This window comes from Terriglobia bacterium, assembly GCA_036496425.1.
GTDB lineage: Bacteria > Acidobacteriota > Terriglobia > 20CM-2-55-15 > 20CM-2-55-15 > 20CM-2-55-15.
In genome coordinates this window covers 1-13942 of sequence record DASXLG010000184.1, presented here as the reverse complement: position 1 = coordinate 13942, position 13942 = coordinate 1, and the positions used below count along the sequence as shown (strand labels likewise).

Sequence of the window (13942 nt, the reverse complement as noted above, 5' to 3'; positions counted from 1 at the left end):
GAAGAAATAGTTTCCCGTTTGGCGCGTCACTTATGGTTAAATATTCACCCTTATGAATAAATATGCACGGCACCGGATAGCGATCGTCGGAGTCACCGGATATGCCGGCCAGGAACTGGACCGGCTGCTCGGCGCCCACCCCGCTTTCGAGATTGCCGGGCGGTTTGCTTCGAAAGCCGACGAGAGATCGGGAGCTGAAGCATTCAGCGTCGAAAAACTGCGTAGTTTTTCACCGGACGCGGTCGTACTGGCGACGGAGCATGAATTGTCGATGCATTTGGTGCCGGAATTACTGGATGCGGGACTTCGGGTTGTCGATATGAGCGGGGCGTTCCGGCTCAAGGATCCAAAGCAGTATCCGGAGTGGTATGGATTCGAACATACGGCGCCGCAACTGCTGAAAGAAGCCGTCTACGGGTTGCCGGAGTTCATGGCGGAATCGATTGTCGGCGCAAAGCTGGTGGCAAACCCGGGATGCTATGCCACGGCCGCGGTACTGCCGCTCATTCCGCTCTACAATGCGAATGCGATCGATCCGGACTGCACGGTTGTGGTCGACGGAAAATCGGGCGTTTCGGGCGCCGGCCGCGCGCCGAAGCCGGAAACGCATTTTTGTGAAGTGAATGAAAACATAAGCGCCTACGGCGTCCTGAAACACCGGCACACCCCGGAAATGATCTCGCAGCTGCGCGGCGGAACGCTGGACCGCTTCGTGTTCACGCCGCACCTGATTCCGATCACGCGAGGGATTTTGAATACCGTGACGCTGCGGATGGCTGATCGCGCATCGGCGCATTCCATTCTGGCTGACACTTATGCAAAATCACCGTTTGTGCGGGTATTGCCGTCCGGACAGCTGCCCAACGTGCACGCGATCGCGCGGACGAATCTGTGCACGATCGGGGTCGCGTCGAAAGGCGCGAATACGGTGATCGTTTCGGTGCTGGATAATCTGGTCAAAGGCGCCGCAGGACAGGCGCTGCAGAATTTGAATCTGATGTTCAATTGCGAACCCACGGCGGGACTTTCATCATGACGACAGTCGTGAAAGTGGGGGGCGTTCTGCTGGAGGATCCGGCCAAAGCGGTGGCCGCGATCCGGCGCGTTTCGAGCCCCAGGATGGTTGTTGTGCACGGCGGCGGAATCCAGATTACGCGTATGCTGGAGCGGATGAATGTGAAATCGACCTTCATCGAAGGGCTCCGCGTAACCGACGAGACAACGCTCGCGGCGGTAGCCACGGCATTGCTCGGAGAAGTGCATACAGCGCTCGTCGGCGAGCTGCAACGTCAGGGCCTGGCGGCGGCCGGCATTTTCGGCGCGGTTCGGGCGGCGAAGAAGGCCGGGCCTTGGGGACTTGTGGGAACTGCCGTCACGGCCGATGCAGCTTCGCTGAATGCCATACTCGATGCGGGACAGATTCCAGTGATTCCGACGCTTGCGATGGGACCGGAGTCGATTTTGAATGTGAACGGCGACGAAACGGCCGCGGGTGTTGCCGTTGCGCTTCGATGCAGGGAGCTGGTGTTTCTTACGGATGTTGAAGGCGTCAGGAATGGCGAGGGCGCTGTCATCGACCGCTCCAGCAGGCCGGACGAACTGCTGTCCGCGAGCTTCGTGAGCGGCGGAATGATCCCGAAACTGCGCGCGGTGAAGGCTGCGATGGATGCGGGCATCGGCACCGTACGCGTCGGCCGGACGATTTTCGGAGTGGCATCATGAATATTCGACGGGCGGAACAACACGACGTGGTAACGATCGTGCGCATCATCGGACACTATGCTTCGGAGGGCCGGATGCTGCCGCGTTCGCACGGAGCCATCGCGAACGCGATTGCGGACTATCTCGTCGCGGACATTGACGGCGATGTGATCGGCTGCGGCGGCCTCGAGCAATACGGCAACGACAGCGCGGAAATCTATGGACTGGCGACAGCGCCGGGAAAGCCTCATACAGGAACCGGCAGCGCCATTGTGCAGGCTTTGATTGAAAAGGCACGGTCCGAAAAGATCTCTCAGGTGTTTGCCCTCACGCTGGCGCCGGGCTTCTTCCAGAAGATGGGCTTCCGCACAGTGGAGCACAAAGACCTTCCGATGAAAGTGTGGAAGGACTGCGTGGCCTGTCCGAAGTACGGCAATTGCGATGAAATCGCGATGGTGATGGATCTGAATAAACGGGGGAATTAGGAGTGCGACCCCTGATTTCCCCGTTCCATCGCGGTAACCGTCCAAATCACGCCGGACACCGCGATCGCAACCGGCATAATCAGAACGGCTTTCGCCAAGCTGCTTATATCGGCAAGCCATCCGACGATGGGGGGCGAAATCGCGTCTCCCAGAAGATGAATCGCAAAGATGCTGCCCGCCATCGCCAGAGCGCGTGTCCGCACCGGAACGACGCTGACGATCACGACGTTCACCGGCCCTGTACTCAGGAAGAGGAAAAACTCGGCGATGAAAAGCCACACGAGATAGCCGGGAGACGACGAAACCGTCAGGGCCAGCCAGGTGGGAACGATTCCCGCGATGCTGGACAGCGCGGACAGCCAGAGCTGGCCGTGCTTCATTCGCGCAGCGAACAGATCGCCCAGGTATCCGCCGCTAAAGGTGCCGCTCAAGCCCGCAACAACCGTCAGCCCTCCAACCAGAAAATCCGCTCTGGCGAGTTCGAGTCCGCGAACTTCAGTGAGGAATTTAGGCATCCATAATTGAAGACCGCCCAGCGCGAATGTGTAGGCGATCAGGCCCAGGACTGTACCGACGTATGCAAAGTTCGTAAAGAGGCCGCGCAGCGCTACGGCGAACGGATCTGCGGTTTCGGTCGCCGCCGCTGCTTCCGCGGAGCCTCGCGGCGGGTCTGCAGCCGTCAACGCCAGCAATGCCATCGCAATACCAGGCAGCCCGACCACATAAAAGGCGGCGCGCCATCCGAGCTCGGCTTCAATAAATCCGCCGAGGAGATACCCGGCGGCCGCCCCGACCGGGATGGCGACGTAGAAGATCGAGAAGGCGCGGCCGCGGCGTTCGCGCGGGAAGTAGTCGGTGAGGAGCGCAGGCGAGATCGTCGCGTAAGCTGCCTCGCCGACTCCCACACACGATCTGGCGGCCAGCAGTTGCACAAAGTTGCGCATGAAGCCGGTTGCGGCGGTGGCGACGCTCCATGCCGCAACACCGAGCGCCATCAGGCGGGTTCGTGAAAGGCGGTCGCCCAGCACTCCGAAGAACGGTGAGGTCAAAAAATAGGTAAGCAGAAACGCGGTCGCGAGAAAGCCCGCCTGTGAATTCGTCAGCGAAAGCTCCGCCTGCATCCGGGGCAGGACGGCGGCAAGAATGTACCGGTCGATGTAGTTCAGGAGGTTCAGCAGTGTGACGATCGTGAGCCCGTAGTACGCCGCGTTTCTGCCGACCATTTGCGACTCGGCGCGCATCGGCGCCTAAGACTTCAAGGCGGGAGAGTGGAGCTTCCGGTTCACGATGTTCTCAGGCGCGAGATAGTCGGATGGAAGCTGCGAAAAGAGCGGCGAAAATGGTTTCAGGTCAATTTCGTTGAGCTGCTTCTTTTCATCCAGCGCGGCGCGCACGGCTCGAGCCACGATTTCATGCGCCTGCCGGAACGGTATGCCCTGCATGACGAGAAAATCCGCCAGATCGGTCGCACCCATAAATGAATCGGCGGCAGCTTTCTCGAGCCGATCGGTTTTCAACGTTACGGTGCGAACGGAAAGACGCAACACGCTCAACACCAGCCTCACGTTTTCGAACGCCTTGAGGAATGCTTCTTTATCTTCCTGGAGATCTTTGTTGTAGCCGGTGGGCAGGCCTTTCATCACACCGAGAAAGCCCGTCAACAGCCCCGTCGTCATGGCCGCTTTGGCACGGATGAGCTCAAAGCCATCGGGGTTTTTCTTCTGCGGCATGAGACTGCTGCCGGTGGTGACTTTCTCCGACAATTCGAGAAACCCGAATTCTTCCGTCGAGTAGATGATCCAGTCCTCGGCGATCCGGCTGGCATGAACGAGGAGGATTGCGGCATTCGAGAGAAATTCGAGAACGAAGTCCCGGTCGGAGGTCGCATCAAGCGTGCTTGCGGAAATTCGCGCGAAACCGAGTTCCTTCGCGACGGCTTCCCGGTCGACCGGAAAGTTGGAGCCGGCAACCGCGCCGGATCCCAGCGGAAGAATGTCGACACGCTTCAGGGATTGCTCGAGACGCTCGGCATCACGACCGAACATTTCTTCGTAAGCGAGACAGTATTGGCTCCAGAGGATCGGCTGCGCGCGGCGCAGATGCGTATATGCAGGAATAATGACGCGGGCGTACTTCTCCCCGATTTCGGAAAGCGCGAGCCGGAGCGCTTCGAGGTCGGCGAGAATGAGGCCGATCGCCTTGCGTACAAACAAGCGGAAATCGGTCGCAACCTGATCGTTGCGGCTGCGGCCGGTGTGCAGTTTGCCGGCGGGCGCTCCGATCTTCGAAGCCAGGGTCGCTTCGACGAACGTATGGATGTCTTCGTAAGGCGTGGCTTTGACCTGCTCGGGCGTGTATTCGGAAAGGATCTGCTCGAGGCCCTGGTCGATGGCCTTCCATTCGTCCTGGGTAAGCACGCCGCAACCGAGCAGCGCACGCGCATGCGCGCGGCTGGCGCGGATATCGACGTCGAGGAGGACGGCATCGATGCCGAGCGACCGGTTCATCTTTTCGAAGACCGGGTCGCTCTCCTCCTCAAACCGTCCTTGCCATAGTTTCATATTGATTCACCATCAGCCGGGACCGCACCGCAGCCGGAAGACCGAGGAGGTTGATAAAACCTTCGGCGTCGTGATGATTGTAACTGCCGGTGTCAAAGGATGCGATGTCCTGTCGGTACAAGCTGAATGGCGACTGGCGGCTCTTCACGGCCATCGTGCCTTTGTAGAGGCTCATGGTGATGGAGCCGGTCATGACTTCCTGGGTTTTCTCGAAGAAGGCATCGAGCGCTTCGCGCAGGGGATTGAACCATTGTCCGTCGTAGACCAACTGCGCGTATGTGATGCTGAGGATATCTTTGTGGTGGCGGGTCTGCCGGTCGAGAACGAGCGACTCGAGTTCGCGGTGCGCGGCGGTAATGAGCGTTCCGCCCGGCGTCTCGTAAACGCCGCGGGATTTCATTCCGACAATACGGTTTTCGACGCAGTCGGCGCGGCCGATTCCGTTGGTTCCCGCAATTTCGTTCAAGTCTTCGAGCAGCTGGACGGCGGGAATGCGGTAGCCGTTCAGGCCGACGGGAACGCCCTGCTCGAAATCGATGGTGATTTCGCTTTCGCCTTCGGGGCAGGAACGCGGATCCAGCGTCAGCATGAACAGATCTTCCGGCGGCGCCTGCGAGGGATCTTCCAGAATTCCGCCTTCGTGGCTCATGTGCCAGAGATTGCTGTCGCGGCTGTAAATCTTGTCGTCGGTCGCGGAAACCGGGACGTTCCGCTCTTTTGCGTAGGCGATTGCGTCATGACGGGACGCGATGTTCCATTCGCGCCACGGCGCGATGATTTTAAGCTGAGGAGCGAATGCCTTGTAGGCCAGCTCGAAGCGGACTTGATCGTTGCCTTTGCCGGTGCAGCCGTGAGCAACCGCGTCGGCGCCTTCAGCCAGTGCGACTTCAATCTGACGTTTTGCAAGTAAGGGCCGCGCGATCGCGGTGCCCAGCAGATACTTGCCTTCGTACGCCGCCCCGGATTTGACCAGCGGCCACAGGTACTCGGTGACGAATTCTCTGCGGAGGTCTTCGATGAAACACTTCGAGGCGCCGGTTTTCAGGGCTTTTTCTTCGAGGCCATAAAGCTCGTCATCCTGGCCGACATTCCCGGCCATGGCGATAACTTCACAGCCATAGTTTTCCTTGAGCCAGGGAATGATGATCGACGTGTCCAGACCGCCCGAGTACGCCAGAACGACCTTCTTCACCTTCTGAGTCATAACTGTTCTCCACAAAAGTCACGAGAATTGCTTTTTCCACGGGCAACCGGTTGGCGGCCTGCTGAAACACTATGGAAGTATCCGATTCGATAACCGAGTCCGCCACTTCCTGCCCGCGATGAGCCGGAAGGCAGTGCATGAATAATGTCGGCTTGCCGGTCTTCGCCATGAGGTCTTCGTTCACCTGATAGGAACGGAAAATCTCGATGCGTTCTGCCAGCTCATCTTCCTGCCCCATGCTGGCCCAGACGTCGGTATAGATGGCATCGGCGCCCTTGACATCCGCGGGCCTGGTCGACCACTCCACGTGCTCATCTTTTGTGGGACCGTAGTTCTCGGGGCAGATGGCCCGGAACTTCAGGCCGGCGGTGGAGCACACGTGGAAAAGCGAGCGGGAGACGTTGTTCCAGTCGCCGACATAAACCAGTTCTTTGCCGGTAAAGCTTGTCCATTTTTCCGAGAGCGCAAGCAGATCCGCCAGAGCCTGGCAGGGATGTTCGGCATCACTGAGGCCGTTGATCACGGGAACCGTCGCAAAGAGGGCGAGGGTTTCCAGGTCGTCATGGCTGAACACGCGGGCCACGATCGCGTCCACCCAGCAGGAAAGATTGCGGGCAAGATCCTGCACGGGTTCGCGTTCCCCGAGCCGGCTTTCGGTCGAACCGAGGATCACCGGCCAGCCGCCGAGCTGGCGGATGGCGACCTCGAAGGTCACGCGGGTGCGCAGCGAGGGCTTCTCGAAGATCATTGCCACCGACTTGCCGCGCAATGCCTGCGCGAACATCGTGCGGGAACGCAAGTCCCGCGAAAGCGTCAGCAATTCGAACAGATCCTGACGCCGAAGTTGCTTTGCCGATAAAAAGTCCGATGGTGCCGCCTGTGCGGCTGCTGAATAGTTATTCATACAGACGCATAAGTATGCAACGGGTACCTGGAGGGGTCAATCCCTTTGTTGCTATAATCCGCAGGAGCATATCGACATGAAGCGCCAGCGGCACAAAGCGATCCTCGACCTGGTCCGAAGCGGCGAGATCGCCAGCCAGGACGACCTGATGCACGGGTTGAAGTCGAGGCACATCAACGTATCGCAGTCGACCCTCTCCCGCGATATCCAGGAACTGCGCCTGGCCAAAGCCGGCGGGGTTTATGCGGTCGTCGATGCGGACCCGGCGGCCATGCCGGCCGCTGAAGATTCCTGGCGGCGGATCATTCGAGAGTTTCTGATCGATGTGGCCGCGGCGCAGAATATCGTTGTGGTCAAGACCGGAGCCGGACACGCTTCCACCGTCTCTCAGGCTCTCGACGAGACGGGATGGCCGGAAGCCATCGGGACGATTGCCGGAGAAAATACGGTTTTTATTGCGGTCCGTTCGGCGAAGGACGCCAGAAAGCTTGAGCATCGGATACGGGAGTTACTGTAGCCGTATCGCTGCAGCGCGCGAGAAGGTTTTCGATCGTCTCCCCGCTGAGGGGATCTATCAAAGAGGCCGCGATTTCAGAGAGCGGTGCGAGAACGAACCGCCGCTCTGAAAAGCTGGGATGAGGTATCGTCAAACCCGGTTCCCGGACGAGTTCATTCCCGTAAAATAGGATGTCGATGTCGAGCGTTCGTGGACCTTTGAGTTGACCGCGGGTTCGGTGGTTTTCTCCCTCGATCTCCAGGCAGGTTTTCAACAGGCTGCCGGGAGACAGAATGGTATCGGCCTGGACGACGGTGTTTAAGAACCACGGCTGGTCGAGAACTTCTCGAGGTTCCGTCGAATAAACGGATGCGCACTTGAGAATTTTAATACCGTGACTCGCGAGACCTCGAAGCGCCGAACGGAGGTGTTCCTCGCGGTCACCGACATTGGAACCAAGCGCCAGATAAACAATCACGACTCATTATGGAACGAGCGCAATCATGAAAACACGCGTCACGAAAACCCCTATCGACGGACTGCTCCTCCTCAACATCGATCACTTCCAGGACGATCGCGGCTTTTTTATAGAATCCTGGCAAAAACGGGATTTTGCTGCAGCCGGCCTGGATTATGAGTTCGTCCAGGATTCGCATTCCCGCTCGGGGTACGGCGTCCTCCGCGGACTTCATTATCAGGACATGCGGGGGCCTATGGCTAAGCTGGTCCGCTGCACCGTCGGGCGGATATTGGACGTCGCGGTCGACTTGCGCATGAGCTCGCCGACGTTTGGCCGGGCATTTACGGTCGAGCTGACATGGCAGAACAAAACTCAGCTCCTGGTTCCGGTCGGCTTTGCCCACGGCTTTGCAACCTTGTCGGACGTGTGCGAAGTGCAATACAAACAAACCAATTACTATCAGCCCTCATGCGAAGCCGGAATTGCGTGGAATGATCCGGAAGTCGGCATCGACTGGCCCATCAAAGATCCAATCCTTTCCAAACGCGATCAAAACCAGATGTCGCTGAAGCAGTATCGGGAGAATCCAGCGTTCAGATAACGCGAGGTTTCACCGTTCACCGGTCCGAATGCCCCGTTCGCCGAAACACCGGCGACAGTGCACAGCGAGCGCGCTAAATCTACTCCTGTAAATAACAGGAGGATCTATGCACATCAAAAGCGTCGGTCTGGGAATCATGTTGAGCGCCACCACAATGCTTGCGCAGAACCCGCCCAGACCCGCATTCGAGGTCGCGTCGATTCGGCCGGCGCCGGACGGGCCGCCGCCGCAAGGCACGGTCGGGGGAGTTCGGATCGACGGGGCGCAGGTCCGCGTCTCGTATCTCACACTGAAGGACTACATTGCGGCGGCGTACCGCGTGAAGCTGTATCAGGTCTCCGGTCCTGACTGGATTGGAACCAGTCGATTCGACGTTGCGGCCACGCTGCCGGACAGCGGTCTGCCGTCCCAACTGCCCGAAATGATCCAGACACTCCTCGCGGAGCGGTTCCAGCTCAAGTTTCACCGGGAGCAGAAGGATTTTCCGGTTTACGCGCTTGAAGTCGACAAAGGCGGATTAAAGATGACCGAGGCTCCGGCAGACCCGGAGTCGGAGAACGTGGACGCCAAAGCGCCACAGGCTTTCACCGGCGGAGGTTCGAATCAGGGTATTTCCATCAACCTTGGCCGTGGGTCTTCCCTGAGCTTTTCGAACGGCAAGTTCGAAGCAAAGCGCCTCGATATGCCGACGCTGGCTGGAACCCTCGAACGTTTTCTGGACCGCCCGGTGGTGGATACGACTGAGCACAAAGGCAAGTACGACATCTCTTTCGAGGTGACGCAGGAGGATTACCGCGCCATGTTGATTCGATCCGCGGTGGTCGCCGGAGTCATTCTTCCTCCGGATGTCCTTCGGCTGGTCGACGGGGCTTCATCACCGTCGTCGCTTTTCGATGCCCTCCAGAAGCTGGGACTTCGCCTGATAGCTCGTAAGGCGCCATTGGATGTGATTACGGTCGACAATATCTTAAAAATGCCAAGCGAAAACTAACTAAGGGCTTAAGACTTCTTTAATTTCCGATAGGCTGCGACAGCGCGGTTGTGGGCGGCGAGGTTTTCGGAAAACGTGTGACGGGATTCCACCGTTCTCACAAAGAAGAGGTAGTTCGTTGTGGCGGGCTGAATTGCGGCAAGCAAGGAGGCGTAGCCGGGATTGGCAATCGGGCCGGGTGGCAGACCTGGCTTCACGTAGGTGTTGTAGGGCGAATTGAACTGGAGGTCTGCCAGCGTCAATGTGCCTCGATATTTAGAAGACCGCTCAAGGGCGTAGATCACCGTCGGATCGCATTGAAGCAGGATGTGCCGGTTCAGGCGGTTCAGATACACGGACGCTACCATTGGTCTTTCATCCGGCACGGCCGCCTCGGTTTCGACAAGCGATGCCAGGATCACGGTGTCATGTAGATTGAGGGGCCACTTGTCGGAGGGAACGGTCTGCTGAAGCTTGCCTTCGATTTGTTGGAAGCGGGCGATCATGGTCTCAACCGCCTGCCGGGCCGTCGTATGCTTCCGGAACGAATAGGTTTCAGGAAACAGATAACCTTCGACGGAAGCGGCCCGCTGGTCGAAGCGGTGAACCAGATCGGTCGCGGCGGCCGCGGCATCCGAAAACTCCTCTGCCGCCCCGAAACCCTGTTCCTGCCACTTCTGCGCGATAACTTCGGTTGTAAGCCCTTCCGGAACCGTGAATTTGTGCAGGACAACGGCTCCGGAAGCCAGTTTCCCGATGACTTCGGGAATCGTCATCGGGTGATCGAATGCATATTCACCCGCCTGCAGCTTATGCCGCGCTCCGCTATAAAAGATGTAGAGCAGAGCGCTGTCGGCACTCCGGATGACCTTTTTATCGTGAAGTAGTCCAACAATTTCACGGGTGCGAAGGCCGTGTGGGATCTCCACGGTACCGCCTTCGGCGCTGCTCCCGGTCGTGTGCCATTCGTGGTGAACATACAAAACGAGTCCGGCGGCACCAGCAAGCAACACAGCGAAAACAATGAGCAAACGTTTCATGCAGGATGACCTGCCCGGCTGTCGAGGTAGTTCTGAAGAATGATCATCGCAGCGATCTTATCCACGTGGTCACGCCGTTTGCGCCAGTTCATTCCCATCTGTTCCAGATGCTGCTCGGCCTCAAAGCTTGTAAGACGTTCATCCCAAAAGACAATCGGCAGATCCACGACCTTACGCAATTGTTCGCTGAAGCGGGCCACTTTATCACTCTGGGCACTTGGCTTTCCGTCCATATGGAGGGGCTGGCCGACGACGATTTCGTGGACCTCGTTCTCCGCGGCGAGCGAGCGGAGGGTCTCGAGGTCGGATTTCAGGTTTTTCCGCCGGAGTGTCGGGCGGGGCTGGGCGGTTAGAAGAAGCGCATCGCTGATGGCAACGCCGATGGTTTTATCACCGACGTCGAGAGCCATAACCCGCATATTTTTCATGATACAATATTCGAATCTACGTCTACCCTCGGGAGGTTCCATTTGAATTCGAAGAGTAAGTACTCGATTCTGCTGATCTCTTCGGTCCTCGTCATATACGCCATCGTCGGCGGCATGCTCGGGCGCGTCAGCGCGCAGAACGGATCGTACCAGCAGCTATCGATTTTCACAGAGGTCCTGAGCCGGATCCAGAACGACTACGTCGATGACCCGAATGTCAAAACCGCCGTCGACGGCGCTATTCGCGGTCTGCTCGAAAATGTCGATCCGTACGGCGGGTATCTCTCACCGAGGGATGTGACATTTTATAAGGAATCCACCGCCAACCCACAGAAAACACCGGGGATCGGTGTTGTTATGGCAAAGCCTGCGCGGCTCGGATATCCCGTCATCATATCGACGATTCCGGGTGGCCCGGCGGCTAAAGCCGGCCTGAACTCCGGCGATATCATCGAGTCCATCGACGGCATGACCACGCGCGAGATGAACCTCATTCAGATCGATGCCATGCTCTCCATTCCTGCCGGCAAACCCGCGGCGCTTTCCGTGATCAGAGCACGCCGGGCAGATCCGGAACCAATAAATGTCACTCGTGAAATCGTTCAATCGCCGCCGGTTGAAGCGAAGATGCTCGACAACAACATTGCGTACGTGAAGATCCCGTACATCACCTCAGGCAAGGCGCAGGAGGCAAAACGGCAACTGGATAGCCTGCTGAAGAAGGGGGCGAGCAGCGTGATCCTGGATCTCCGGTACTCTGCCGGTGGTGACGACAAGGAAGCTCTCGCAGTGGCGAATTTCTTCGTCGATTCCGGGACGCTGGCCTTGTTGCAGGGACAGAAACAGGCGAAGCAGACATTCTCGGCGGATCCGAAACAGGGTGTGACCAAAGCCCCCGTGGCGGTCCTCGTGAATCAGGGAACGGCCGGTCCGGCCGAACTGATTGCAGGCGCTATTGAAGACAATCATCGCGGCCAGGTCGTGGGAGTGAAAACGTTCGGCGTCGGTTCGGTTCAGAAGTTGATTCCGCTGGATGACGGCTATGCCCTGCTGTTGTCCACGGCGAAGTACTTCACGCCGGACGGAAAAGAAATTCAGGAGATGGAACCGGCGGACTCCGGCATCAAGCCCACAATTGAAGTCAAACAGTATTCCGAAGAGGCGATCGATCTGAGCGGCGACTCCGATGTCACGCCTCCCGCCACCGTGACTCCGAAAGCGCCGGTTAAGGAAGAAGACCGCCAGTTGAATAAGGCGATCGAGATTCTGAAGGATCCGAGCAAGATTACGGCAGCGAAGAAAGCAGCATAATCTGCTCACCGGGTCGTGATCGTACAGCTTAATGGCGTCTCGAAGTCGTTCGGATCTCAGGACGTGCTTCGAGACGTCTCTTTCCAGATCAACCCCTCCGAAAAAGTAGGCTTGATCGGCGCGAACGGCGCTGGAAAAACAACCCTCCTCAAGCTGGTCGGCGGGGTCCATGAACCCGACTCCGGAGCGTTGACGCGTAAATCCATGCTGGGAATCGGCACGCTCGATCAGATTCCCGACTTTCACGAAGGCACTTCCATCCTGGAAGAAGGATTGCGCGCCTCGGAGTATCTGCGCCGCATCGAAAAGGACCTGCGGGATCTCGAACATTCGATCGCGAACGGCGCCGAGACAACCGTACTCGACCGCTATTCACACCTCCAGCATGAATTCGAGCTGAAGGGTGGTTACAGCTACACGGCACGAACCCAGGCGGCGTTGCAGGGCGTCGGATTCGGGAAGGACGCATTGAATCGGCCGAGCCGCAATCTGTCCGGCGGCGAAAAGAATCGGCTGGCGCTGGCGAAGCTTCTTCTTTCGAATGCGGAACTGTTGCTTCTGGATGAGCCTACGAATCATCTCGATATCCGGTCGATTGAATGGCTGGAGAAATTCCTGAAAGAGACGGACAAAACCGTTGTCGTGGTGTCTCACGATCGATTCTTTCTGGATCGCGTTGCCAATCGAATCATCGAGGTCTCCGGCGGAAGGATCCAGGACTACCGCGGCAATTACTCGGAATATCTGAAAGAACGCGCAGAGCGGTTGGCGCGTCAGGAAAAGGAATGGCAACTTCAGAAAGAATGGATTGATAAGCAGGAAGACTACATCCGGCGCAACCTCGCGGGACAGAAGACGAAGCAGGCACAATCGAGACGGAAATTGCTTGCGCGCGTGAAACCGATCGAAAAGCCGAGAGGCGCTTCCGAAAAAGTGAAGTTTCGTTTCATGCCGGTCGAGCGTACGAGCCGCTACATTCTGACAACCCGGGCGCTCGCGGTCGGGTATGACGATAAGCCCCTGGTTCGGGGCATCCGGTTTGAAGTTCAGCGGGGCGAACGGTGGGCGATCCTCGGGGCGAACGGCTCTGGAAAGACAACGCTGTTGAGAACGCTGGTCGGAGCGCGATCTCCCCTCGACGGTGAACTGGAATGGAACGAAGCCCTGGACGTGGGTTACTACGACCAGCAACTTCAGGATCTGGACCCGCAGTTGAGCGTGCTGGATGAAATCCGGGATCTCGACCCGACCGCAAGCGACGGGGAGCTGCGCTCTTACGTTGCACAGTTTCTCTTCAGCGGCGAGGACGTGTTCAAAAAAGTCGCGAGCTTGAGCGGTGGCGAGAAATCGCGCCTGACGCTGGCGAGGATCATCTACGCGGCGCCTCAACTCCTGGCGCTCGATGAACCGACGAACCATCTCGACATCGCGGCGCGGGAGGCACTGGAGACTGCGTTAGCGGAATATCCCGGAACGATCCTGTTCGTAACGCACGACCGTTACCTGGTACAGAAAATCGCGACGCACCTGATGTACATCGAGGATGGGATCGCGCACGCCTTCGACCGGCTGAGCGCTTTTGAAGAATGGCTCAATGAGGGGGAAGGTGGCGCAGGGGAAATCAGGGGTCGCACCCCTGATTCCGAAACCCAGGAATTAGGGGTGCGACCCCTGATTTCCCCCGCGCCACCCGCGCTTTCCAAGAACAGGCGCGAACAGCTGGAACGCGAAGCCGACAATCTGGAAAAGAAAATCGCGTCGGTCGAAGCGGAGATCGCCGA

Annotated in this window: 15 protein-coding genes; 8 read left to right on the top strand and 7 right to left on the bottom strand. The window is 58.2% G+C overall.

Translation table 11 applies throughout. The annotated features are described in order from the left end of the window. Positions 1-52: 52 nt before the first annotated feature. From argC to VGK48_13060, 3 genes are read left to right on the top strand one after another with little or no spacing between them, the layout of a single operon-like run. Complete coding sequence (gene argC / locus VGK48_13070) at positions 53-1036, top strand: N-acetyl-gamma-glutamyl-phosphate reductase (protein HEY2382103.1); 984 nt, start codon at positions 53-55, stop codon at positions 1034-1036. Continuing rightward, entirely contained in the window at positions 1033-1722 is a 690-nt protein-coding gene (gene argB, locus VGK48_13065) for an acetylglutamate kinase (GenBank protein ID HEY2382102.1), read from the top strand. Before argC ends, argB begins: the two co-directional genes overlap by 4 nt. Next, positions 1719-2186 carry an N-acetyltransferase gene (locus VGK48_13060; protein HEY2382101.1) on the top strand — a complete coding sequence of 156 codons (468 nt, stop codon included), beginning with the start codon at positions 1719-1721 and terminating at the stop codon, positions 2184-2186. The genes argB and VGK48_13060 overlap by 4 nt, the downstream gene beginning before the upstream one ends. Here VGK48_13060 and VGK48_13055 read toward each other — a convergent pair. Genes VGK48_13055 through argF form a run of 4 tightly spaced genes read right to left on the bottom strand, consistent with a single transcriptional unit; the run spans position 2183 to position 6855 of the window. Beyond that, entirely contained in the window at positions 2183-3409 is a 1227-nt protein-coding gene (locus VGK48_13055; GenBank protein HEY2382100.1) for an MFS transporter, read from the bottom strand. The two genes, VGK48_13060 and VGK48_13055, sit on opposite strands and share 4 nt — an antisense overlap. 24 nt (positions 3410-3433) lie before the next feature. Further along, positions 3434-4747, bottom strand: a complete 1314-nt coding sequence (gene argH / locus VGK48_13050; protein HEY2382099.1) for an argininosuccinate lyase — start codon at positions 4745-4747, stop codon at positions 3434-3436. After that, positions 4722-5951 (bottom strand): argininosuccinate synthase, encoded by a 1230-nt coding sequence (locus VGK48_13045; protein ID HEY2382098.1) that lies wholly within the window; start codon positions 5949-5951, stop codon positions 4722-4724. Before VGK48_13045 ends, argH begins: the two co-directional genes overlap by 26 nt. Next, entirely contained in the window at positions 5857-6855 is a 999-nt protein-coding gene (gene argF / locus VGK48_13040; protein HEY2382097.1) for an ornithine carbamoyltransferase, read from the bottom strand. Before argF ends, VGK48_13045 begins: the two co-directional genes overlap by 95 nt. 76 nt (positions 6856-6931) lie before the next feature. On the opposite strand from argF, the gene VGK48_13035 reads away from it, so the two are divergent. Further along, positions 6932-7372 (top strand): ArgR family transcriptional regulator, encoded by a 441-nt coding sequence (locus VGK48_13035; protein ID HEY2382096.1) that lies wholly within the window; start codon positions 6932-6934, stop codon positions 7370-7372. Here VGK48_13035 and folK read toward each other — a convergent pair. Continuing rightward, on the bottom strand, positions 7308-7829 hold the full coding sequence (gene folK, locus VGK48_13030) for a 2-amino-4-hydroxy-6-hydroxymethyldihydropteridine diphosphokinase (protein HEY2382095.1): 522 nt from the start codon (positions 7827-7829) through the stop codon (positions 7308-7310). The genes VGK48_13035 and folK overlap by 65 nt on opposite strands. A gap of 25 nt (positions 7830-7854) precedes the next feature. Between folK and rfbC the strand changes: the two genes are divergently transcribed. Then, the gene (gene rfbC / locus VGK48_13025) at positions 7855-8412 is read left to right on the top strand and encodes a dTDP-4-dehydrorhamnose 3,5-epimerase (protein HEY2382094.1); all 558 of its coding nucleotides are present in this window, start codon (positions 7855-7857) and stop codon (positions 8410-8412) included. 106 nt (positions 8413-8518) lie between these two features. Continuing rightward, complete coding sequence (locus VGK48_13020) at positions 8519-9403, top strand: TIGR03435 family protein (protein HEY2382093.1); 885 nt, start codon at positions 8519-8521, stop codon at positions 9401-9403. An 8-nt stretch (positions 9404-9411) separates the two neighbouring features. Here the strand turns inward: VGK48_13020 and mltG are convergent, their stop codons facing one another. Together mltG and ruvX are read right to left on the bottom strand one after the other, a co-directional pair. Further along, positions 9412-10422 carry an endolytic transglycosylase MltG gene (gene mltG / locus VGK48_13015; GenBank protein ID HEY2382092.1) on the bottom strand — a complete coding sequence of 337 codons (1011 nt, stop codon included), beginning with the start codon at positions 10420-10422 and terminating at the stop codon, positions 9412-9414. Next, positions 10419-10850 (bottom strand): Holliday junction resolvase RuvX, encoded by a 432-nt coding sequence (gene ruvX, locus VGK48_13010; GenBank protein ID HEY2382091.1) that lies wholly within the window; start codon positions 10848-10850, stop codon positions 10419-10421. The genes mltG and ruvX overlap by 4 nt, the downstream gene beginning before the upstream one ends. A 42-nt stretch (positions 10851-10892) precedes the next feature. Here ruvX and VGK48_13005 point away from each other — a divergent pair, with 42 nt between their 5' ends. Together VGK48_13005 and VGK48_13000 are read left to right on the top strand one after the other, a co-directional pair. Then, complete coding sequence (locus tag VGK48_13005; GenBank protein HEY2382090.1) at positions 10893-12161, top strand: S41 family peptidase; 1269 nt, start codon at positions 10893-10895, stop codon at positions 12159-12161. A gap of 15 nt (positions 12162-12176) precedes the next feature. Continuing rightward, positions 12177-13942 (top strand): ABC-F family ATP-binding cassette domain-containing protein (locus tag VGK48_13000; protein HEY2382089.1); only part of this gene is annotated, 1766 nt, incomplete at its 3' end.